18 protein-coding genes and 1 tRNA gene are annotated in these 22,815 nt (G+C 68.8%); 13 read left to right on the top strand and 6 right to left on the bottom strand.

From position 1 onward, the window contains the following. The first annotated feature begins 62 nt into the window (after window positions 1-62). A complete protein-coding gene (locus JL475_RS17600; protein WP_202278671.1) occupies window positions 63-923 on the top strand; it encodes a DUF4184 family protein in 861 nt (286 codons plus the stop codon). Here the strand turns inward: JL475_RS17600 and JL475_RS17595 are convergent. Continuing rightward, window positions 841-1,263, bottom strand: a complete 423-nt coding sequence (locus tag JL475_RS17595; RefSeq protein ID WP_202278670.1) for a hypothetical protein — start codon at window positions 1,261-1,263, stop codon at window positions 841-843. The genes JL475_RS17600 and JL475_RS17595 overlap by 83 nt on opposite strands. A gap of 151 nt (window positions 1,264-1,414) precedes the next feature. Next, window positions 1,415-4,141 carry a DNA polymerase I gene (gene polA, locus JL475_RS17590; RefSeq protein ID WP_202278669.1) on the bottom strand — a complete coding sequence of 909 codons (2,727 nt, stop codon included), beginning with the start codon at window positions 4,139-4,141 and terminating at the stop codon, window positions 1,415-1,417. A 183-nt stretch (window positions 4,142-4,324) separates the two neighbouring features. Between polA and JL475_RS17585 the strand changes: the two genes are divergently transcribed. From JL475_RS17585 to JL475_RS17550, 8 genes are all read left to right on the top strand, one after another. Next, a complete protein-coding gene (locus JL475_RS17585; RefSeq protein ID WP_202278668.1) occupies window positions 4,325-6,634 on the top strand; it encodes an FdhF/YdeP family oxidoreductase in 2,310 nt (769 codons plus the stop codon). 86 nt (window positions 6,635-6,720) lie between these two features. Beyond that, entirely contained in the window at window positions 6,721-7,224 is a 504-nt protein-coding gene (locus tag JL475_RS17580) for a PaaI family thioesterase (protein ID WP_202278667.1), read from the top strand. Between the two features lie 121 nt (window positions 7,225-7,345). Further along, a complete protein-coding gene (locus JL475_RS17575) occupies window positions 7,346-7,762 on the top strand; it encodes a hypothetical protein (RefSeq protein WP_237407431.1) in 417 nt (138 codons plus the stop codon). Between the two features lie 703 nt (window positions 7,763-8,465). Beyond that, the gene (locus tag JL475_RS17570; RefSeq protein ID WP_202278666.1) at window positions 8,466-9,701 is read left to right on the top strand and encodes a branched-chain amino acid ABC transporter substrate-binding protein; all 1,236 of its coding nucleotides are present in this window, start codon (window positions 8,466-8,468) and stop codon (window positions 9,699-9,701) included. 108 nt (window positions 9,702-9,809) lie between these two features. After that, window positions 9,810-10,742, top strand: coding sequence for a branched-chain amino acid ABC transporter permease (locus JL475_RS17565; RefSeq protein WP_202278665.1), 933 nt, complete (start codon window positions 9,810-9,812; stop codon window positions 10,740-10,742). 5 nt (window positions 10,743-10,747) lie between these two features. Beyond that, the gene (locus JL475_RS17560) at window positions 10,748-12,571 is read left to right on the top strand and encodes a branched-chain amino acid ABC transporter permease (protein WP_202278664.1); all 1,824 of its coding nucleotides are present in this window, start codon (window positions 10,748-10,750) and stop codon (window positions 12,569-12,571) included. Window positions 12,572-12,576: 5 nt separating this feature from the next. After that, window positions 12,577-13,476: an ABC transporter ATP-binding protein gene (locus JL475_RS17555; RefSeq protein ID WP_202278663.1), complete on the top strand. Its 900-nt coding sequence runs from the start codon at window positions 12,577-12,579 to the stop codon at window positions 13,474-13,476. After that, window positions 13,473-14,189 carry an ABC transporter ATP-binding protein gene (locus tag JL475_RS17550; protein WP_202278662.1) on the top strand — a complete coding sequence of 239 codons (717 nt, stop codon included), beginning with the start codon at window positions 13,473-13,475 and terminating at the stop codon, window positions 14,187-14,189. The genes JL475_RS17555 and JL475_RS17550 overlap by 4 nt, the downstream gene beginning before the upstream one ends. A gap of 76 nt (window positions 14,190-14,265) precedes the next feature. On the opposite strand, the gene JL475_RS17545 is transcribed toward JL475_RS17550, so the two are convergent. Next, complete coding sequence (locus JL475_RS17545) at window positions 14,266-14,922, bottom strand: ANTAR domain-containing response regulator (protein ID WP_042166083.1); 657 nt, start codon at window positions 14,920-14,922, stop codon at window positions 14,266-14,268. 104 nt (window positions 14,923-15,026) lie between these two features. On the opposite strand from JL475_RS17545, the gene JL475_RS17540 reads away from it, so the two are divergent. Together JL475_RS17540 and JL475_RS17535 are read left to right on the top strand one after the other, a co-directional pair. Next, a tRNA-Leu gene (locus JL475_RS17540) sits at window positions 15,027-15,101 on the top strand. A 106-nt stretch (window positions 15,102-15,207) separates the two neighbouring features. Beyond that, a complete protein-coding gene (locus JL475_RS17535) occupies window positions 15,208-15,993 on the top strand; it encodes a helix-turn-helix domain-containing protein (RefSeq protein WP_202278661.1) in 786 nt (261 codons plus the stop codon). Between the two features lie 18 nt (window positions 15,994-16,011). On the opposite strand, the gene pyk is transcribed toward JL475_RS17535, so the two are convergent. From pyk to JL475_RS17520, 3 genes are all read right to left on the bottom strand, one after another. Then, window positions 16,012-17,448: a pyruvate kinase gene (gene pyk, locus JL475_RS17530; RefSeq protein WP_202278660.1), complete on the bottom strand. Its 1,437-nt coding sequence runs from the start codon at window positions 17,446-17,448 to the stop codon at window positions 16,012-16,014. 209 nt (window positions 17,449-17,657) lie between these two features. Next, window positions 17,658-20,171, bottom strand: coding sequence for an aminopeptidase N (pepN, locus tag JL475_RS17525; protein ID WP_202278659.1), 2,514 nt, complete (start codon window positions 20,169-20,171; stop codon window positions 17,658-17,660). A gap of 104 nt (window positions 20,172-20,275) precedes the next feature. Next, window positions 20,276-20,638: a chorismate mutase gene (locus JL475_RS17520; protein ID WP_202278658.1), complete on the bottom strand. Its 363-nt coding sequence runs from the start codon at window positions 20,636-20,638 to the stop codon at window positions 20,276-20,278. 134 nt (window positions 20,639-20,772) lie between these two features. Here JL475_RS17520 and JL475_RS17515 point away from each other — a divergent pair, with 134 nt between their 5' ends. Continuing rightward, on the top strand, window positions 20,773-21,690 hold the full coding sequence (locus JL475_RS17515) for a hypothetical protein (protein ID WP_202278657.1): 918 nt from the start codon (window positions 20,773-20,775) through the stop codon (window positions 21,688-21,690). 166 nt (window positions 21,691-21,856) lie between these two features. Beyond that, window positions 21,857-22,786, top strand: a complete 930-nt coding sequence (locus tag JL475_RS17510) for a rhomboid family intramembrane serine protease (protein WP_202278656.1) — start codon at window positions 21,857-21,859, stop codon at window positions 22,784-22,786. Window positions 22,787-22,815 lie beyond the last annotated feature (29 nt).

Here is a 22,815-nt window from a genome sequence, read left to right as displayed (position 1 = left end):
ACTGTGGTCCGCCGAGCACCGGGACCGACCAGCCCGGTCAACGAACCCTCCGAGGAGCCGAGTTGCCCTTCACGTTGAGCCATGCGGCGGCGGTCCTGCCCGCTGTGCGAACCGACGGGACCGGCCGGGGCTCCCTGGTGCCGGCCGTTCTCGTGGCGGGCAGCCTCGCCCCGGACCTGACCTACTACGCGGCCAGTGTCCTGTCCGGAGCAATGGAGTTCGGAGACTTCACCCACTCGTTCCCGGGCGTCCTCACCATGGATGTGTGCATCGCCTGGGCGCTGGTGGGTCTGTGGCTCCTGATCCGCGAACCGCTCGTGGCGCTGCTGCCGCGGCCCCGGCAGGGACGTACGGCCGCCCTGCTGCGCTGCGGCACGCCCCCCGCGCGCGTGCGGGCCTCCCTGGTGGCGCGCTGGTACGTCTCGGCCGTGCTCGGTGCGCTGACGCACGTGGTGTGGGACGCCTTCACGCACCTCGACCGGTGGGGGATGCGGGTCTTCCCCGTCCTGGGACGGGAGATCGCGGGCTCACCGCTGTACTGGTACCTGCAGTACGGCGGTTCGGCGGTGGCCACGGTGGTGCTCGTCGTGTTCCTGGCGCGGGCGCTGAAGCGAGCGGCGCCCCGGCCCGCGCCGACGGGGGTGCCGTCGCTGTCCCCGTCCGACCGGTGGGGGGCCGCCGCGCTGCTCGGCGGTTGTGCGCTGGTGGGGGCCGTGCATCGAGCCTCGCGGTGGTGGGACTACTGGGGTGCGACCGCGAAGCCGTGGGAGTTGATCCCCACGGTGTGTTTCGGGGCGGGCGCCGGGCTCGTGGTCGCGCTGCCGCTGTACGCCGTGGCGGTCAGGGCGCTGCGTCCGGCCCCGGCCACCGGGGACCTTGATGACGCCGGTACGGGGCGGCCGAGCCGTACGGCCGCACGCTGAGGGTCTCCCCTGCCGCCACGAACACGGTGACGATACGGACGGGGCGGGGGCGGGGCAGCAGGGTGAGGGCGAGCGCCAGATAGCTGCGGGGCAGCTCGGCCCACAGTCGCCACGGGGGCGGCTCGCCGACGCCGGGCGACGGGGCGGACGGTGCGACGGTGGCCCCGCGGCCGGTGCGCCGTCGGCCGGTGCGGCGCAACGCGGTCGTGAGGGGGGCGGGAGTACGGGCGGTACTTGCGGTGGCCGCGAAGACCGGAACCGGCGAGAACGCCTCGAGGGTGGGTCCGTCGGCGTCGGTCGGCGGGGGCCCCGCTCTGCGGTGAAGCATGCGTATACCCATGCCCCGCATCCTGGCTTCCGGCCCCCGCGACGGCCCGCCCGCGAGGTCCACGCGAGTGAGGCCCCTCAGGGCGACGGAGACAAGGACGGGGCCGTTACGGAGGCGCCCGCCGGGCGCCTCCGTGATGACCCACTGCCTCCGCCCGGCAGGGCTAGTGCGCCGCCGACTCCCAGTCCGGGCCCGCGCCGACCGAGACGCCCAGGGGGACGCGGAGCCGGACCGCGGCGGCCATCTCCCGGCGGATCAGCTCTTCCGCGGCCGGGCGCTCGCCGGGGGCGATCTCCAGGACGATTTCGTCGTGGACCTGGAGGAGCATCCGGGACTTGAGGTCCGCCTCGCGCAGCGCTCGGTCCACGTTCAGCATGGCGATCTTGACGATGTCCGCCGCCGTGCCCTGGATCGGCGCGTTCAGCGCCATGCGCTCGGCCGCCTCGCGGCGCTGGCGGTTGTCGCTGTTGAGGTCGGGCAGGTAGCGCCGGCGGCCGAAGAGGGTCGCCGTGTAACCCGTCGCCCGAGCCTCGTCGACCACGCGGCGCAGGTAGTCCCGCACCCCGCCGAACCGCTCGAAGTACGCGTCCATCAGGGCGCGGGCCTCGGCCGTCTTGATGTTCAGCTGCTGGGACAGACCGAAGTCGGACAGTCCGTACGCGAGGCCGTACGACATCGCCTTGATCTTGCGGCGCATCTCCGCGTCGACCGCGGACTGCTCGACCGCGAACACCTGCGCGGCGGCGGTGGTGTGCAGGTCCTCGCCGGAGGTGAACGCCTCGATGAGTCCGGCGTCCTCGGAGAGGTGGGCCATCACCCGCAGTTCGATCTGGCTGTAGTCCGCCGTCATCAGCGACTCGAAGCCTTCCCCGACGACGAACCCGCGACGGATCGCACGGCCCTCGTCGGTACGGACCGGGATGTTCTGCAGGTTCGGATCGGTCGACGACAGGCGGCCGGTGGCGGCGACCGTCTGGTTGAACGTGGTGTGGATGCGGCCGTCCGCGGCGATGGTCTTGATCAGCCCCTCGACGGTGACGCGCAGCTTCGCCTGTTCACGGTGCCGGAGCATGATCACCGGCAGCTCGTTGTCGGTCTGGCCCGCCAGCCAGGCCAGGGCGTCGGCGTCGGTGGTGTACCCGGTCTTGGTCTTCTTCGTCTTCGGCAGGCCGAGTTCCCCGAAGAGGACCTCCTGGAGCTGCTTGGGCGAGCCCAGGTTGAACTCGTGTCCCGCCGCCGCGTGCGCTTCCTGCACGGCCTGCTGCACGGCGCCCGCGAACATCTGCTCCATGCCCTCGAGGTGGGCCCGGTCCGCCGCGATGCCGTGCCGCTCCATGCGGGCCAGCAGGATGGACGTCGGCAGTTCCACGTCCCGCAGCAGATCCGCGGCGCCCACCTCCGTCAGGCGGCCTTCGAAGGCCTCGCCCAGGTCGAGGACCGCGCGGGCCTGCACCATCAGCGCCTCGGCCTCGGCGGTGTCGTCCGCGCCGAAGGCCAGTTGGCCGTCGGCCGCGGCGGCGGGCGCCAGCTCGCGGTGCAGGTACTCCAGGGACAGCGCGTCCAGGTCGAAGGAGCGGCGGCCCGGCTTGACCAGGTAGGCGGCGAGCGCGGTGTCCATGGCGACGCCCCGGATACTCCAGCCGTGCTCGGCGAAGACCCGCATCGCGCCCTTGGCGTTGTGGAACACCTTGGGCCGCTCCGCGTCGGCGAGCCATGCGGCGAACGCCTGCTCGTCGCCCTCGTCCAGCTCGGCCGGGTCGAACCAGGCGGCCGGTCCTGCGGCCGCGGCCAGGGCGATCTCGGCGACCGAGCCGGTCCCCAGCGCCCAGGTGTCGACCGTGGCGACGCCGAGGGGCGCGGTGCCGTGCTCGGCGAGCCAGCCGGCCAGCTCGCCCGCGCCCAGGACGGCGCCGTCCAGCTCCACCCCGTCCGCGACGACCGGGGCGGCTTCGGACTCCTGCGCGCCCGGGTCGACGGCGAAGAGCCGCTCCCGCAGCGACGGGTTCCTGATCTCCAGGGTGTCCAGGATCATCGCGACGGCCTTGCGGTCGTAGGCGGTCCGCTCCAGGTCGGCGACGTCCCTGCCCAGCTCGACCTGCCGCTCCAGCTCGGTGAGGCGGCGGTTGAGCTTGACCGACTCCAGGTGGTCGCGCAGGTTCTGCCCGGCCTTGCCCTTGACCTCGTCGACGCGCTCGACGAGGTCCGCGAAGGAACCGAACTGGTTGATCCACTTCGCGGCCGTCTTCTCGCCGACGCCGGGAATGCCGGGCAGGTTGTCGGACGGGTCGCCGCGCAGCGCCGCGAAGTCCGGGTACTGCGCGGGGGTCAGCCCGTACTTCTCGACCACCTTCTCCGGGGTGAACCGGGTCAGCTCGGAGACGCCCTTGGTCGGGTACAGCACCGTGGTGTGCTCGGAGACCAGCTGGAAGGAGTCCCGGTCGCCGGTGACGATCAGCACGTCGAAGCCCTCGGCCTCGGCACGGGTGGCGAGCGTGGCGATGACGTCGTCCGCCTCGAAGCCCTCGACGGCGAAGCGCGGGGCGCGCATCGCGTCGAGCAGCTCACCGATCAGCTCGACCTGTCCCTTGAACTCGTCCGGTGTCTTGGAGCGGTTCGCCTTGTACTCGGGGAACTCCGCCGACCGCCAGGTCTTGCGGGAGACGTCGAAGGCCACCGCGAAGTGGGTGGGCGCCTCGTCGCGCAGCGTGTTCGCCAGCATCGACGCGAAACCGTAGATCGCGTTCGTCGGCTGGCCCGTCGCGGTCGTGAAGTTCTCCGCGGGCAGCGCGAAGAACGCGCGGTAGGCCAGCGAATGCCCGTCCATGAGCATCAGTCGCGGACGGGCCTCGCCGGAGGTCTGGTCGGTCTTCTTCGCTGCTGTCTCTGCCACGCCCACGATCCTGCCACGCGCCACTGACACTCGGTCCCGCCCCCGTGCACCGGGACGCCCCGCGGCACCGGAACCGCCCGTACCGGCCCGAATCCTCCGGCCTCCGCCCGGCCCCGTCGTCGTCTCCGCCGCGTGCGAGGATCGGAGGCGTACGTCACACGTGTACGCGAAGAGGAGTGCGCGATGGCCACCAAGCCGCCCAAGGGTGATCCGGTCCAGGACGCGCCGCAGGTCACCGAGCCGAAACACGCGGCCGCGGGCCTCACGGCGATCGGCCACAGCCTGCGTATGGCGCACCGGCAGATGGGCGTGAGACGCACGGCGCTGACCCTGCTCAACGTCAACCAGAAGGACGGCTTCGACTGTCCGGGCTGCGCGTGGCCGGAGCCGGAGCACCGGCACACCGCGGAGTTCTGCGAGAACGGTGCGAAGGCCGTGGCCGAGGAGGCCACCCTGCGCCGGGTCACCCCCGAGTTCTTCGCCGCGCACCCCGTCGCCGACCTGGCCGGCCGCAGCGGCTACTGGCTGGGCCAGCAGGGCCGCCTGACCCACCCCGTGTACCTCCCCGAGGGCGGCGACCGCTACGAGCCCGTCACCTGGGAGCGTGCCTTCGACATCGTCGCCGAGGAGATCGCCGCCCTCGGCTCCCCCGACGAGGCCCTCTTCTACACCTCCGGACGCACCAGCAACGAGGCCGCCTTCCTCTACCAGCTCTTCGCGCGCGAGCTCGGCACCAACAACCTGCCCGACTGCTCGAACATGTGCCACGAGTCCTCCGGCTCCGCCCTGTCCGAGACGATCGGCGTCGGCAAGGGCAGCGTCCTGCTGGAGGACCTCCACAAGTCCGACCTGATCGTCGTCGCCGGACAGAACCCCGGCACCAACCACCCCCGCATGCTGTCCGCCCTGGAGAAGGCCAAGGCGAACGGCGCACGGATCATCACCGTCAACCCGCTGCCCGAGGCGGGCCTGGAGCGCTTCAAGAACCCGCAGACCCCCAAGGGCCTCACCACCGGCGCCGCCCTGACCGACCTGTTCCTGCAGATCCGCCTCGGCGGCGACCAGGCCCTCTTCCGCATCCTCAACAAGCTGATCGTCGACACGCCCGGCGCCGTCGACGAGGACTTCGTCCGCGAACACACGCACGGCTACGAGGAGTTCGCCGAGGCCGCCCGCGCCGCCGACTGGGACGCGACACTCGCCGCCACCGGCCTCACCCGCGAGGACATCGAGACGTGCCTGCGCATGGTCCTCGAATCGAAGAGCGTCATCGTGTGCTGGGCGATGGGCCTCACCCAGCACAAGCACTCCGTGCCCACGATCCGCGAGATCGTCAACTTCCTGCTGCTGCGCGGCAACATCGGCCGCCCCGGCGCGGGCGTCTGCCCGGTGCGCGGCCACTCCAACGTGCAGGGCGACCGCACCATGGGCATCTTCGAGAGGCCCGCACCGGAGTTCCTGGACGCCCTGGAGAAGGAGTTCGGCTTCGCGCCCCCGCGTGAGCACGGCTACGACGTCGTACGGGCCATCCGCGCGCTGCGCGACGGGAAGGCGAAGGTGTTCTTCGCCATGGGCGGCAACTTCGTCTCCGCCTCCCCCGACACGGAGGTCACCGAGGCCGCGATGCGCCGGGCCCGGCTGACCGTGCACGTGTCGACCAAGCTGAACCGCTCGCACGCCGTCACGGGCGCGCGCGCCCTGATCCTGCCGACCCTGGGCCGCACCGAACGCGATCTGCAGGACAGCGGCGAGCAGTTCGTGACGGTCGAGGACTCCATGGGCATGGTGCACGCCTCCCGCGGCCGCCTCGAACCGGCGAGCGGGCAGCTGCTGTCCGAACCGGCCATCGTGTGCCGGCTGGCCCGCCGGGTCCTCGGCGCGGACAGCAAGGTCCCGTGGGAGGAGTTCGAGAAGGACTACGCGACGATCCGCGACCGCATCGCACGCGTGATCCCCGGCTTCGAGGACTTCAACGCGCGCGTGGCGCACCCCGGAGGGTTCACCCTCCCCCACGCCCCGCGCGACGAACGGCGCTTCCCCACGGCCACCGGCAAGGCCAACTTCACCGCCGCGCCGGTGGAGTACCCCGAACTGCCCGAGGGGCGGCTGCTGCTGCAGACGCTGCGCTCGCACGACCAGTACAACACCACGATCTACGGCCTGGACGACCGCTACCGGGGCATCAGGAACGGCCGCCGCGTGGTGCTCGTCAACCCGCAGGACGCGCGGGAACTGCGGCTGGCGGACGGCTCGTACGTCGACCTGGTCAGCGAGTGGAAGACCAACGACAACAACGACAACGCCGACAACGCCATCGTGGAGCGCAGGGCGCCCGGTTTCCGCGTGGTGCACTACCCGACGGCCCGCGGCTGCGCCGCCGCGTACTACCCGGAGACCAACGTGCTGGTGCCGCTGGACGCGACCGCGGACACCAGCAACACCCCGGCCAGCAAGTCCGTCGTGGTCCGTCTGGAACAATCGGCGACCGACTGAGCGTTTGCTCAGCGGCCACCGCCGCAGTACGGCGGTGGCCGCAGTGCCGTATGCCGCAGCGATCACGACGAACGGAGCCGGGCCCCATGGGAGAGCAGCAGCACGTGAAGTTCCCGCAAGAGGTCATCGACGAGTACGCCGCGCTCGGCGTGGATCTGCAGGCACTCTTCTCCGCGGGCCATCTCGGTACGCGCATGGGCGTGCAGATCCTGGAGGCCTCGGCCGAGCGGGTCGTCGGGACGATGCCGGTGGAGGGCAACACCCAGCCCTACGGGCTGCTGCACGGCGGCGCCTCCGCGGTACTGGCCGAGACCCTGGGCTCGGTGGGGTCGATGCTGCACGGCGGCAGCTCCAAGATCGCCGTGGGTGTCGACCTCAACTGCACCCATCACCGTGGCGCCCGCTCCGGCCTGGTCACCGGTGTCGCCACCCCGGTGCACCGGGGGCGGTCCACGGCGACGTACGAGATCGTCATCAGCGACGAGGCCGACAAGCGGGTGTGCACCGCGCGCCTGACCTGTCTGCTGCGGGACGTGAACCCGGGCGACAACGCGGGCGACGCCGAGCGGGCGGCCGGCGTCGCGAACTGACCGGCGCGTGAGGGTGCGGGGGCGGCCGTACGGCCGCCCCCGCAGCCGTTTCCCGGCCCGGCCTCATCACGGCCCCGCACCGCCGTTGCCCGCGGGCGGCGGGCGCTCCACCGTTTCGGACATGGAGCGGGGAGGCGTCTTCCGGCCCGCGGGCCGGGCACTCGGCCCCCTGCTCACCGCGCCACCGCTCCTGACGGTCGTCCTGGCCACCGGCTGCGGCCCGTCCGGAGCCGGCCACACCGGCACCCCGCTCCCGCCCCCGCCGTCACCCTCGGCGACCTCCGCCGAGGACGTCTGCGTGCGCCTCGTCGCCCACTGGTCCCGCGAGGTACTGGAGGGCACCCCCTACGGCGACCACCAGTCGACGGGCCTGTCCGACGGCCCGTACGCCACCCTGCGCGAAGCGGTGGACGCCGCACGTCCCGTCAGAAAACGCCAAGTCCCGCGAGCCGCCCATGCGGTGATCGTCCGTCAGGTGCGCGAGGCCTGCGCCGAACGGTACCGCACCGGCGCACCGGACCCGGATCCCCGGCGATGAGCGGGGCGGCCCCGTGGAACCACGCCCACCACCCTCCCCGGCGCCCCGCTGAAACCGCAGGTCACGCCACCTGAAGCAGGGAAACGGAACCTCATATTCAATTCCGGAATCCGGGCGGAATCCGGTGCTACCGCCACTGTTACGGCGATACCCCGGCCATACACGACCTTTCCGCGATCCCCACCCCACGCACCCCTCTTTTCAGACAAAGATCCGGCCATCTTCCGCAAGATCACCGCCAGGCTTGCGCGCCACGGAGTGCAGAAACGTTTCACTGAACGTCGAGCCTCCCTTCCCGGTCGTAACTCTACGTATTACGTGTGCAATACAGGTATTCCGCTTCGCCCCTGGATCACGCCACGCACAGGACTTCCCCCAGGCCACACAGGTAGCCTGCAGCAACGAATTCGAGTAATCACCAAAACGGCTGATACACCTGAACGCCCCCCGCCGGGTCCTGCGGTTTCTCATGATGCGGACGGGGCAAAACGGCGAGAATTCCGCCGTTCCCCCCATCGAGTACCGCTCCGCAATACGCCGTGTCATAACAAGAGAGTCACAGCCTCGGCCAGACCCTCCTCCATATTCCCCACACCCGCTTAGAGTCACGGCCAGTCACCGCGCCGCCTGATTGTCACTTCGGCCCAGCGCTCGACTCGGCCGTTTCCACCGGGAAACAGCCGTCAGGGGAAAGGACTGGATCGTGCGTCAACGTTCGCTCATCGCCATCACCGCCACACTGGCGGCGGGAGCACTCACCCTCACCGCCTGCGGCTCACGCGACGACAACGGCGGCGGCAGCTCGGGCTCCGGCAGCGGTGGCACCACCGTGGTCATCGGCGTCGACGCGCCGCTGACCGGCGACCTGTCCGAGCTGGGCCTCGGCATCAAGAACTCCGTGGACCTCGCAACCAAGATCGCCAACAAGAAAAAGTTCGTCGAGGGCGTCACCTTCAAGATCGAAGCCCTCGACGACCAGGCACAGCCCTCCTCCGGCCAGCAGAACGCCACCAAGTTCGTCGCCAACGACCAAGTCCTCGGCGCAGTCGGCCCGCTGAACTCCTCCGTCGGCGAATCCATGCAGAAGGTCTTCGACGACGCCAAGCTCGTCCAGGTCTCACCCGCCAACACCAACCCCTCCCTCACCCAGGGCCCCGACTGGCAGAAGACCAAGACCCGCCCGTACAAGGCGTACTTCCGCACCGCGACCACGGACGCCATCCAGGGCCCGTTCGCCGCCCAGTACCTGTACAACGACTCCAAGAAGCGCAAGGTCTTCGTCATCGACGACAAGAAGACCTACGGCGCCGGCCTCGCCGCCACCTTCACCGCCGAGTTCAAGAAGCTCGGCGGCAAGGTCGTCGGCACCGAGCACATCGACCCCGAGACCAAGGACTTCTCCGCGGTCGCCACCAAGGTCAAGTCCTCCGGCGCCGACGTCGTCTACTACGGCGGCGAATACCCGCAGGCCGGCCCGCTCAGCAAGCAGATCAAGGCAGCCGGCGCCAAGATCCCGCTCGTCGGCGGCGACGGCATCTACAGCGCCGACTTCATCAAGCTCGCCGGCGCCAGCGGCACCGGCGACCTCGCCACCTCCGTCGGCGCCCCCGTCGAGGAACTCCCCTCCGCCAAGGAGTTCGTCGCCAACTACAAGGACGCGGGCTACAAGGAGGACTACGCGGCCTACGGCGGCTACAGCTACGACTCGGCCTGGGCCATCATCGAGGCCGTCAAGAAGGTAGTCGAGGACAACGACGGCAAGCTGCCCGACGACGCCCGCGAAAAGGTCACCGCCGCCATGCAGGACGTCTCCTTCGACGGAGTCACCGGCAAGGTCTCCTTCGACGAGTTCGGCGACGCCACCAACAAGCAGCTCACCGTCTACGCCGTCGAGAACGGCGACTGGAACGACGTCGAGTCCGGCACCTACACCGGCTGACCCAACCGCACCCACCGAGCCGCGCGGGGCGCCGCACCACAGGCGCCCCGCGCGTACTCACATCCGGCCCCATCCATCGAACTTTCCGAACGTCTCGGAGGACATGCGGTGAACGAACTGCCGCAGCAGCTGGTCAACGGCCTGCTACTGGGATCCATGTACGGGCTGGTCGCCCTCGGCTACACAATGGTCTACGGCATTGTCCAGCTCATCAACTTCGCCCACGGCGAGATCTTCATGACCGGCGCCTTCGGCGCACTCACGGTCTACGTCTACATCCTGCCCGACGGCACCTCCATGCTGATCGCCCTGCCCCTCATGCTCATCGGCGCCATGATCGTCGCCACCACCGTGGCCGTAGGGGCGGAACGGTTCGCCTACCGGCCCCTGCGCGGCGGCCCCCGCCTCGCCCCCCTCATCACCGCCATCGGACTCTCCCTCGCCCTCCAGCAAGCCGTATGGGCCTGGTACCCCGAAGCGAAATCCGCCCGCACCTTCCCCAACATCCCCGGCGGACCCTTCGAAATCGGCAACGTCACCATCCAGACCGGCGACATCTTCGTCCTCTGCGCCGCCCCCCTCAGCATGGCCATCCTCGGCTACTTCGTCATGCGCACCCGCACCGGACGCGGCATGCAGGCCACCGCCCAGGACCCCGACACCGCCAAGCTCATGGGCGTCAACACCGACCGCATCATCGTCGTCGCCTTCGCCCTCGGCGCCGTCTTCGCCGCCGTCGGCGGCGTCGCCTACGGCCTCAAGTACGGCCAGATCGACTTCCGCATGGGCTTCATCCTCGGACTCAAGGCCTTCACCGCCGCCGTCCTCGGCGGAATCGGCAACATCTACGGAGCCATGCTCGGCGGCCTCGTCCTCGGCATCGCCGAAGCCCTGTCCACCGCCTACATCTCCGACATCCCCGGCATGCAGCAGTTCGGCAGCCAGTCCTGGGCAAACGTCTGGGCCTTCGTACTCCTCATCCTCGTGCTCCTCTTCAGGCCCCAAGGCCTCCTCGGCGAGCGCGTCGCGGACAGGGCGTGACACCGATGACCACACAAACCACCACGCAGACCCCCGGCTCCCCCACCGCCGAACCCCCCAAGGGCCTCATCGGCATCCCGGAGAACACCGGCCGCGCCCTCGCCACCGCCGGCGGCGCCCTCACCGTCATCTCCACCTTCCTCGCCTGGACCTGGACCTCCGCCTTCCCCGGCGACCTCACCGTCTACGGCTACCCCGGCGGCCTCCAGGTCCTCGTCCTCATCGGCGGCGCCCTCGCCACCCTCCTCGGCCTCGCCTCCTACAACACCAAGGGCCTGCGCTGGCTCACCCCCGCAGGTGCCGACAGCGCCATCAAACTCGCCGCCACCGGCACCTTCGCCACCGCCTGGTACACGATCATCGCCATCAGCGCCACCCTCGGCGGAATCGTCCACCTCGAACCCGGCGCCTGGATCGCGGCCGTCGCCACCCTCACCGCACTCCTCGGCGCCTTCGCCCTCCCCTTCGAACGGCCCGAACCCGACCCCCACGACCCGGACGACACCGGCTGGGAACAGTTCCGCCACCACACGCGGCACGCCTTCACCACCCTGCGCGCAGCCGTCGCCAGCGGCCACACCCGGCCCGCCCGCCCCCTGCCCGCCTACGCCGAGACCCTCATCATCGTCGCCGCCCTCGCCGTCGGCCTGCTGGTCTTCACCTACGGCATCGGCACCTCCTACGACGAACTCTTCGTCGGCTTCCTCATCACCGCCGGCTTCGGCTTCGCCGCCCTCGCCAAAGCAGGACTGATCGACCGCGTCTCCGCACTCACCGCCAAACACCGCAACGTCACCCTGATCGGCGCCTTCGTCGCAGCCGCCGCCTTCCCCTTCACCCAGTCCGACGACCAGTACGCCACCATCGGCGTCTACATCCTGATCTTCGCCACCGTCGCCCTGGGCCTCAACATCGTCGTCGGCCTCGCCGGCCTCCTCGACCTCGGATACGTCGCCTTCCTCGGCGTCGGCGCCTACACCGCCGCCATGGTCTCCGGAAGCCCCTCCAGCCCCTTCGACATCCAACTCCCCTTCTGGGCCAGCGCCCTCCTCGGCGCAGCCGTCGCCATGGTCTTCGGCGTCCTCATCGGAGCCCCCACCCTCCGCCTCCGCGGCGACTACCTCGCCATCGTCACCCTCGGCTTCGGCGAGATCTTCCGCCTCACCGTCCTCAACACCGACGGCACCTCCGGACCCGACATCACCAACGGCTCCAACGGCATCTCCTCCATCCCCAACATCAACATCCTCGGCTTCGACTTCGGCCAGGAACACACCATCGCCGGCTTCACCATCGCCCGGTTCGCCAACTACTTCCTGCTGATGCTCCTCATCACGCTGATCGTCGTCGTCGTCTTCCGACGCAGCAGCGACTCCCGCATCGGCCGCGCCTGGGTCGCCGTCCGCGAAGACGAAACCGCCGCCCGCGCCATGGGCATCAACGGCTTCCGCGTCAAACTCATCGCCTTCGCCCTCGGCGCCACACTCGCCGGCCTCGCCGGCAGCGTCCAGGCCCACGTCACCTACACCGTCACCCCCGAGCAGTACATGTTCGCCCACGTCGTCCCGCCCAACAGCGCCTTCCTCCTCGCCGCAGTCGTCCTCGGCGGCATGGGCACCATCAGCGGACCCCTCGTCGGCGCCGCCCTGCTCTACCTCATCCCCGCCAAGCTCCAATTCCTCGGCGACTACCAGCTCATCGCCTTCGGCCTCGCACTCGTCCTCCTCATGCGCTTCCGGCCCGAAGGCCTCATCCCCAACCGACGTCGCCAGCTCGAATTCCACGCAGAGGCCGAAGCACCCACAGTCCTCAGCAAGGCAGGGGCCTGACCACCATGACCACCACCGACACCACCACCAAGAACACCCCCACCGGCGAAACCATCCTCGACGCCCGAGGCGTCACCATGCGCTTCGGCGGCCTCACCGCCGTCCGCGACGTCGACCTCACCGTCAACAGCGGCGAAATCGTCGGCCTCATCGGACCCAACGGAGCCGGCAAGACCACCTTCTTCAACTGCCTCACCGGCCTCTACATCCCCACCGAAGGCGAAGTCCGCTACAAGGACAAGATCCTTCCCCCCAAGTCCTTCAAGGTCACCGCCGCCGGCGTCGCCCGCACCTTCCAGAACATCCGCCTCTTCGGCAACATGACGGTCCTCGAAAACGTCCTCGTCGGCCGCCACACCCGCACCAAGGAAGGCCTCTGGTCCGCCCTCCTGCGCGGCCCCGGCTTCCACAAGGCCGAAGCCGCCTCCCGCCGAAGCGCCATGGAGTTCCTCGAGTTCGTCGGCCTCGCCGACAAGGCCGAACACCTCGCCCGCAACCTCCCCTACGGCGAACAACGCCGACTCGAAATCGCCCGCGCCCTCGCCAGCGAACCCGGACTCCTCCTCCTCGACGAGCCCACCGCCGGCATGAACCCCCAAGAAACACGCGAGACCGAAGAACTCGTCTTCGCCATCCGCGACAAGGGCATCGCCGTCCTCGTCATCGAGCACGACATGCGCTTCATCTTCAACCTCTGCGACCGCGTCGCCGTCCTCGTCCAAGGACAAAAACTCGTCGAAGGCGACGCAGCCACCGTCCAGGCCGACGAACGCGTCATCGCCGCCTACATCGGAGAACCCATCGCGAACGACCCCGGCGCCGAAGAAGCAGCCGAAGTCGAAGCCGCGGAAGCAGCCGCCGAGGCCACCACGGACGCCGCGCCCGGCAAGGAGAACGACCGATGACCGCACTGCTCGAAGTCGAAGACCTCAAAGTCGCCTACGGCAAGATCCAAGCCGTCAAGGGAATCTCCTTCAAGGTCGAAGCCGGCCAAGTCGTCACCCTCATCGGCACCAACGGCGCAGGCAAAACCACCACCCTGCGCACCCTCTCCGGCCTCCTCAAGCCGGTCGGCGGCCAGATCAAATTCAACGGCAAATCCCTCAAGAAGATCCCGGCACACGACATCGTCGCCCACGGCCTCGCCCACTCCCCCGAAGGCCGGCACATCTTCCCCCGCATGAGCATCGAGGACAACCTCCGCCTCGGCGCCTTCCTCCGCAGCGACAAAGCAAGCATCGAGAAAGACATCCAGCGCTCCTACGACCTCTTCCCCATCCTCGGAGAACGCCGCAAACAGGCCGCAGGAACCCTCTCCGGCGGAGAACAACAAATGCTCGCCATGGGCAGAGCACTCATGTCCCAGCCCAAACTCCTCATGCTCGACGAACCCTCCATGGGCCTCTCACCGATCATGATGCAGAAAATCATGGCCACCATCGCCGAACTCAAGGCCCAGGGCACCACCATCCTGCTCGTCGAACAGAACGCCCAAGCCGCCCTCTCCCTCGCCGACCACGGCCACGTCATGGAAGTCGGCAACATCGTCCTCTCCGGAACCGGACAGAAACTCCTCCACGACGAATCCGTCCGCAAGGCCTACCTCGGCGTCGACTGACCCCCACCCACAACGCAACACAGCACTGAGGCCCGGCTCCCCCTCGGGAACCGGGCCTCAAGCACACAACCAACCACTAACCCTTCGACGCCTTCTTCTCCGCCGCGTCATCGATGACCGCCTGCGCCACCTGCTGCATCGACATCCGACGGTCCATCGACGTCTTCTGGATCCACCGGAACGCCGCCGGCTCCGACAACCCGTACACCGTCTGCAACACCGACTTCGCCCGGTCCACCAGCTTCCGCGTCTCCAGCCGCAGACTCAGATCCGCGACCTCGCGCTCCAGCTCCCGCAACTCCGTGAACCGCGACACCGCCATCTCGATCGCCGGCACCACATCACTCTTCGAGAACGGCTTCACCAGATACGCCATCGCCCCCGCGTCCCGCGCCCGCTCCACCAGATCCCGCTGCGAGAACGCCGTCAGCATCAACACCGGCGCGATACTCTCCTCGGCGATCTTCTCCGCCGCCGAGATACCGTCCAGCTTCGGCATCTTCACATCGAGGATCACCAGATCCGGCCGGTGCTCCCGCGCCAGCTCCACCGCCCGCTCACCGTCACCGGCCTCACCGACGACGGTGTACCCCTCCTCCTCCAGCATCTCCTTGAGATCGAGCCGGATCAGCGCCTCGTCCTCGGCGATGACGACACGCGTCGTCATCGGAGGCACGTGCGACTTGTCGTCGTCGGACGCGTCTACTGGCTGGGGCGACTCGGGGACGCTCACGTGGGGGCTCCTTGGTGCGGGGCAGACCGGTACTGCTGACAAGAGCGTACCCAGCTGCGGTAAGGTGGGGGCACGGCGGGTGACCGCCAGCCTTCATTTCGCAGGCCCCCGTAGCCCAATTGGCAGCAGGCAATGGATTCAAAACCCATACAGTGTCGGTTCGAGTCCGACCGGGGGCACTTTTCCTTCGATTCCCAGGAACGCCTGAGAAGGTGGGCATACACCTTCGCGTGAACCTGCGTGATCCTCTGCGTGTCGTCGTCAGCAGCGCTCAACAGTGACCTCATGAGCCTCCATGACACTCAGGTACGACAGAGGGCCCTGACTCTGCTGCACGACGGCGCGAAGAACACGGACGTGGCCCGAGACCTGAACATCCCGGTGGGAACAATCAGCTACTGGAAGCACCTCGACCGCGCCAGGCGCGGAGAGTGCCCAGGCACCCACCAGTCGGTCTGTCCTCGCTGCGAGGGCGAACTGCACGTGACGGCGTACGCATACCTACTGGGGCTCTACCTCGGTGACGGACACATCATTCAGCACCGTGCCATGCGAACACCGAGTCTCTCCGTCACATGCGATGAGTCGTGGCCCGGCCTCATGGACGCCTGCGAAAACTCCATGCGCCTCGTCTTCCCCAACAACTCGGTCTGCCGGGTACGTCGAAAAGGCTGTCGAGAAGTCAAGATCTACTCGAAACACCTCTGGTGCCTCTTCCCCCAGCACGGCCCCGGCAAGAAGCACGAGCGGCCGATCGTCCTCGAGCCCTGGCAGCGGGCCATCGTCGAGGCTCACCCGTGGGAGTTCGTCCGCGGTCTCATTCACTCCGACGGGTGCCGGATCACCAACTGGACCACCCGCATGGTCGGCGGTGAGCGGAAACGCTACGAGTACCCCCGGTACTTCTTCACCAACAAGTCGGACGACATCCGGAGGCTGTACACCGACGCCCTGGACCGGCTCGGTGTCGAGTGGACGCACTGTACCCGGGGCGGCGTCCCCTTCAACGTCTCCGTCGCCAAGAAGGCCTCCGTCGCCCTGATGGACCGCCATGTGGGCCCCAAGCACTGAACCGGAACCCGGCGAAGGCTACTTGGGGCTGTCGTCCTCGCCGATGCGGTGGACTCGGACGAGGTTGGTCGAGCCGGGGACGCCGGGCGGGGAGCCGGCTGTGATGACGACCGTGTCGCCCTTCTCGCAGCGGGCGTACCGCAGGAGGAGTTCGTCGACCTGGTCGACCATGGCGTCGGTGGTGCCGACGTGGGGGCCGAGGAAGGTTTCGACGCCCCAGGTGAGGCTGAGTTGGGAGCGGGTGGCGGGGTCGGTGGTGAAGGCGAGGAGGGGGATGGGTGAGCGGTAGCGGGAGAGGCGGCGGGCGGTGTCGCCGGAGCGGGTGAAGGCGACGAGGAACGTGGCGCCGAGGAAGTCGCCGATTTCCGCTGCCGCGCGGGCCAGGGCGCCGCCTTGGGTGCGGGGTTTGTTGCGTTCGGTGAGGGGTGGGAGGCCTTTGGCGAGGAGGTCTTCTTCGGCTGCTTCGATGATGCGGGCCATGGTGCGGACGGTGTGGATGGCGTGTTTGCCGACGCTGGTTTCGCCGGAGAGCATGACGGCGTCGGTGCCGTCGAGGACGGCGTTGGCGACGTCGGAGGCTTCGGCGCGGGTGGGGCGGGCGTTGTCGATCATCGAGTCGAGCATTTGGGTGGCGACGATGACCGGTTTGGCGTTGCGTTTGGCGAGTTTGATGGCGCGTTTTTGAACGATGGGGACTTGTTCGAGTGGCATTTCGACGCCGAGGTCTCCGCGGGCGATCATGACGGCGTCGAATGCGGCGACGATGTCGTCGATGTTCTCGACGGCTTGGGGTTTTTCGATTTTGGCGATGACGGGGAGGTGGCGGCCTTCTTCTTCCATGATGCGGTGGACGTCTTTGATGTCGCGTCCGCTGCGTACGAAGGAGAGGGCGATGGTGTCGAAGCCGGTGCGCAGGGCCCAGCGGAGGTCGTCTTCGTCTTTTTTGGAGAGGGCGGGGACGGAGACGGCGACGCCGGGGAGGTTGAGGCCTTTGTGGTCGGAGACCATGCCGCCTTCGATGACGGTGGTGTGGACGCGGGGGCCGTCGATGCCGGTGACTTCGAGGGTGACTTTGCCGTCGTCGATGAGGATGCGTTCGCCGGGGGTGACGTCGTCTGCGAGGCCGGCGTGGGTGGTGCCGCTGGTGTGGCGGTCGCCTTGGGCGCCGTCTTCGACGGTGATGGTGAAGGTGTCGCCGTGTTCGAGGAGTACGGGGCCTTCGGTGAAGTGGCCGAGTCTGATTTTCGGGCCTTGGAGGTCGGCGAGGAGGCCGACGCTGCGGCCGGTTTCGTCGGCGGCTTTTCGTACGTGGTGGTAGCGCTCCTCGTGCTCGGCGTGGGTGCCGTGGCTGAGGTTGAGTCGGGCGACGTCCATTCCGGCGTCGACCAGGTCTTTGATCTGGTCGTATGTGTCGGTGGCGGGCCCTAGCGTGCAGACGATTTTGGCTCGGCGCATGGTGTGAGCCTAGAGCTTACCGATGGGTAGTGATGAGGTCGTATGTGACCGTTCGGCGGACTGCGTATGAATGGTTATGGACAAGAGTTGAATTGTGCGACCGGGTGCTCGTACGAGCATTCTTGGCTGCCGTTCATATGTCGGTCATGAGTTCGCATAATCGGGGGTGCCGTGAGGTGCGGTACCCCCGACAGCGAAGCGTCCGCAATTCACGCCTGGCGTACGCGCAGTGCTCGGGCCAGGTCGTCGAGCTGGTCGACGAGTTTGCGGCGGAGGGCGGGGGTCGGGTCGGCCTTGCGGAGGCATTTCTCGCCGAGGCGGAGGGTTTCGGGGTCGACGGCGTGGGCGGGGAAGGCCCAGTGGCCGGCGGCTTCGGCGATGGCGGGGCCGCGGCGGGCGGCGAGGGCGACGGCGTCCTTGTAGTAGCGGGCGACGTAGGGGTGTACGAGGTCGGCTTGTTCGGGTTGCCAGAAGCCCTGGGCGGTGGCGGTGAACAGGTAGTTGGACAGGTCGTCGGTGTGGAACATGGCGTCCCAGGCGCGGGCCTTGGCGTCTTCGTGGGGCAGGGCGGCGCGGCAGCGGGCGGCGCCTTCCTGGCCGGTGGCGCTGGGGTCGTGGGCGAGTTCGGCGGCGATGGCGGTTTCGTCGGTGGCGTCGAGGACGGCGAGGCGGGTGAGGATGCGCCAGCGGAGTTCGGGGTCGAGTTCGGGGCCGCCGGGGACGGTGCCGTCGGCGAGCCAGGCGGCGATGGTGTGGGGGTGGGCGGCGGTGTCGATGCGGTGGCGTACGGCGATGAGGCGCAGGTCGGGGTGGTCGCCGTCCTCGGTGCGGCGGATGAGGTCGCGGCACAGGTCGGTGAGGGTGGTGAGGGCGGCGGGGCGTTGTTCGGGGGTGAGGTAGCGGTCGGCGATGTGGGTGGTGGCGAAGGCGAGGGCGCCTTGGACGAGGGCGAGGTCGGTTTCGTGGGGGAGGTGGGTGCGGGCGATGTCGAGGTAGGCGGTGGCGGGGAGGTCGCCGTCGCGGACGGCGTCGCGCAGGGCGTTCCAGACGACGGCGCGGGTGAGGGGGTCGGGCAGTCCGGACAGGCGGGTCTGGATGGTCCGGAAGGACTGGTCGTCGAAGCGGATCTTGGCGTAGGTGAGGTCGCCGTCGTTGAGGACAAAAAGGGCGGGGCGTGGGCCCGGGGCGCTGATGGTGGTGTCGCCGTGGGTGGGGAGGTCGGCTTCCAGGCGGGTGCGGGGGGTGAGGCCGCGTGTGTCGTCGAGGTCGTGGTCGTAGAGGCCGAGGGTGATGCGGTGGGGGCGGCTGTCGCCGTCCGCGTGGCGGATGGTGAGGTGCCAGTGTCCGTTGTCGGTGTGGAGTTGGGGGGTGAGGGTGTCGACGCCGGTGGTGCGGAGCCAGGCGTCGGCCCAGGCGTGGACGTCGCGGTCGGTGGCGGAGGCGAGGGAGTCGATGAAGTCGGCGAGGGTGGCGTTGGCGAATTTGTGCCGGCTGATGTGGGTGTTGATGCCGGCGAGGAAGTCTTTTTCGCCGAGCCAGGTGACGAGTTGGCGTAGTGCGGAGGCGCCCTTGGCGTAGGAGATGCCGTCGAAGTTGAGGAGGGCGGAGGCGGTGTCCTGGACGTTTTCGGGGGCGACGGGGTGGGTGGAGGGGCGTTGGTCGGCGTCGTAGCCCCAGGGTTTGCGGGTGATGCCGAAGTCGGTCCAGGTGTCGGCGAAGCGGGTGGCTTCGGCGGTGGTCTGGTAGCCCATGTATTCGGCGAAGGACTCGTTGAGCCAGATGTCGTCCCACCAGGTGAGGGTGACGAGGTCGCCGAACCACATGTGGGCCATTTCGTGGGCGATGACCATGGCGCGGGTCTGGCGTTGGGTGTCGGTGACGGCGGAGCGGAAGACGAATTCGTCGCGGAAGGTGACGAGTCCGGGGTTTTCCATGGCGCCGGCGTTGAATTCGGGGACGAATGCCTGGTCGTAGGAGTCGAAGGGGTAGGGTTCCTGGAATTTTTCGTGGTAGCGGTCGAAGCAGGCGCGGGTGATGTCGAGGAGTTCGTCGGCGTCGGCGTCGAGGTGGGGTGCGAGGGAGCGGCGGCAGTGGAGGGCGAAGGGCAGGCCGCGGTGTTCGGTGCGTACGGTGTGCCAGGGGCCTGCGGCGACGGCGACGAGGTAGGTGGAGATGAGGGGGGTGGGGGCTGCTTTCCAGCGGCCTTGGCCGAGGTGTCGGGTGATGCCGTTGGCGAGGACGGTCCAGTTGTGGGGGGCGGTGACGGTCACGTCGAAGACGGCTTTGAGGTCGGGTTGGTCGAAGGCGGCGAAGACGCGTTGGACGTCGTCCATGAAGAGCTGGGTGTAGACGTAGGTCTCGCCGTCGGCGGGGTCGGTGAAGCGGTGCATGCCTTCGCCGGTGCGGGAGTAGTGCATGGTGGCGTCGACGCGTAGTTCGTGTTCGCCGGGGGTGAGGCCCTTGAGTGGCAGTCGGTTGCCGTCGAGGGTCTCGGGGTCGAGGGGGTGTCCGTCGAGGGTGACGGAGCGCAGCTCGGCGGGCTTGACTTCGACGAAGGTGTCCGTGTCGTCCTGGTCGGTGAGGACGGTGAAGCGGATCAGGGTGTGGGAGTCGAAGGTGTCGTCACCGGTGGTGAGATCGAGTTCGATCGTGTAGCGGTGGACGTCGAGGAGCTGTGCTCGGTTGTGCGCTTCGTCGCGCGTCAGTACGGACATGCAGGCCATGCTGCCCGATGCCCTCGGTGTGGCACAGAGGCGGATCGGTACGCGGCGTATGTCCGGTGTTGTGGGGGCTCCCCGATGCGCGCCTCTGCGGGTTTTCGGGGGTGTCAGTCGGTGGTGGGTGTGGAGTCGTCGGTGGTGTTCCTGGTGGTGGTGTCGGCGATGTGTTCGTGGTGGCGGATGACCTCGGCGATGATGAAGTTGAGGAATTTCTCGGCGAAGGCCGGGTCGAGTTTGGCGTTCTCGGCGAGGGTGCGCAGTCGGGTGATCTGTCGGCTTTCGCGGGCGGGGTCGGCGGGTGGCAGGTGGTGGCGGGCCTTGAGGCGGCCGACCTGCTGGGTGCATTTGAAGCGTTCGGCGAGCATGTGGACGACGGCGGCGTCGATGTTGTCGATGCTGTCGCGCAACCGGGCGAGTTCTTCGCGGACTGCGGGGTCGGTGTCTTTGGTTCCGGTGTTGCTGGTGGTCATGGGGTGGCAGCCTACGGGGCGGTGGTGGGTGGGGGGTGTGGTGTTCGGGGTGTGGACGGTTGTGGTCGGTCGGGGGCGGTTGTGGGGGCGGGGTCGTAGGGTGGAATCGGTTTTTGGCGTCTTGGGGGTGAGGCGTGGCGAACGGCGGGCCGGTGGAGCACGGTTTTCCGCATCTGGAGACGGTGCGGTCGGCTGTCACGGCGGTGTACCGGCGTTTGTCGTACGACACGGTGCGGTCGTTCTCGACCAGTGTGGCTCCGGTGGATGTGGCGTTCGGCGACCTGGATGATCTTCATCTGGGGGCGCAGCGGGTGGCGCGGGAGTTGGTGCGGCACTACCGGTTGCCGGATGCGCGGTTGGTCGTCGGTTTTCGTGAGATGCGGCATGCGGCGAATGTCGAGCTCGCGGCCGGTCCGGAGTACTTCGTGGAGTTGAATGATCGGTTCCGGACGCATCGGCGGGATATCGGGGCGGCGCTGGCGCATGAGGTGATGCACGTGTATCTGCATCGTCTGGGGTTGTCGTTTCCCGGTACGCGGGACAACGAGATCCTGACGGACACGGCGGCGACGTATCTGGGGGCGGGGTGGCTGCTGCTGGACGCGTTCCGGGAGGACGGGGTGTCGTCGCAGAAGCTGGGGTATCTCACGCCGGAGGAGTTCGGGTATGTGCTGGCGAAGCGGTCGCTGGTGTTCGGTGAGGATCCGTCGGTGTGGTTCACCAGTGCGCAGGCTTATGCGGCGTATGTGAGGGGGATGGAGTTGGCGCGGCGGGACGGGCAGCGGCCGCCGTTGACGGCGGCCGGCTGGGTGGGGCGCCGGCGGTACGCGCGGGACCGCCGGCAGGCTCGGGAGCAGCTGCAGGGTCGCGTCGGGGTCGCGTCGGCTCCGGGGGGTGTGCCGTACAGCTTCACGTCGGGCGGTGACGGTGAGGGGGCGTTGCGGGTGTCGTTTCCGTGTCCGACCTGTCATCAGCGGATCAGGGTGGCGGTGCGGGGGCGGGTGCGGGTGCGGTGCGGGTTGTGCCGGACGGTGCTGGAGTGCGACACGTAGGGGTGGGTGTCCGGGGTGGGTGTCCGTGGTTCTCCGGGGTGCGGGCCGTGGCGCGTGGTCCGGGCGTTTCGACCCCGCTTCCGCGTGACTGCACCGGTGTTCGATACTTTTGTTCGCCGCCGTCCCCGCCGGCTCGTCCGTCCCGTCCCTCACTAGGAGCCGGCTCGTGGATTCCGAGTCCACCGTCACCACCTGTTACCGCCATCCCAAGGTGGAGTGTCACGTCAGCTGTGTGCGCTGCGAGCGGTACATCTGTCCGGACTGCATGCGGGAGGCGGCCGTGGGCCACCAGTGTCCCGAGTGCGTGAGGGAGGGCGTGCGGTCGATGCGGCAGGCCCGCACCGTGGTGGGTGGCCGGGTCTCGGCGGTGCCGGTGGTGACGTACGCGCTGATCGTCGTCAATGTGCTGGCCTATCTGGCGGAGGTGGCGCTGCCGGGGGTCGTGGACCGGTTCGCGATGCTGGGCGCGGGGCTGGTCGGGCCGGACGGCGGGCACTATGTGTGGGTGGAGGGCGGGTACTTCGGGGCCTTCCGTCCGGAGGGTGTGGCTGGCGGGGAGTGGTACCGGCTGCTGACCGGCGCGTTCCTGCATCTGCCGCCCACCGGGGGGACGTTCGGCGTCCTGCACATCGTGATGAACATGGTGGTGCTGTGGAATCTGGGACGGGCCGTCGAGCCGATGCTGGGCCGGGTCCACCATCTCGCCCTGTATCTGCTGTCGGCGCTGGGGGGTTCGGTGCTGGTGCTGCTGCTCGCCCCGCAGGACGTGGTGGTCGGGGCGTCCGGGGCGATCTTCGGGCTGGGGGCCGCGTACTACGTCATGGCGCGTCGGATCGGTGCCGACATGAGCGGGGTCAACCGGTTCATGGCGGGGTTGTTGCTGTGGCTGGTGGTCTCCGCGGTGTTCACGTCGTGGGAGGGGCACCTGGGTGGGCTGCTGGCGGGTGGTGCGGTGGCGGTGGCCTTCGCGTACGTGCCCAGGGGCAGGCATCGTGCGTTGTTGCAGGCGGGGGCGTGTCTGGTGCTGTTCGCGCTGCTCGTCGTCCTGGCGGCGGTCAAGGTGGCGGATCTGACGGGTGGAGGTGTTTTCCGGTGAGGCGTCCGGCGCTGCTGGTCGCGGCCGTG

The sequence above is a fragment of the Streptomyces sp. M2CJ-2 genome (assembly GCF_016757295.1).
Lineage (GTDB): Bacteria > Actinomycetota > Actinomycetes > Streptomycetales > Streptomycetaceae > Streptomyces.
This window is presented reverse-complemented; position numbering and strand designations above follow the sequence as displayed.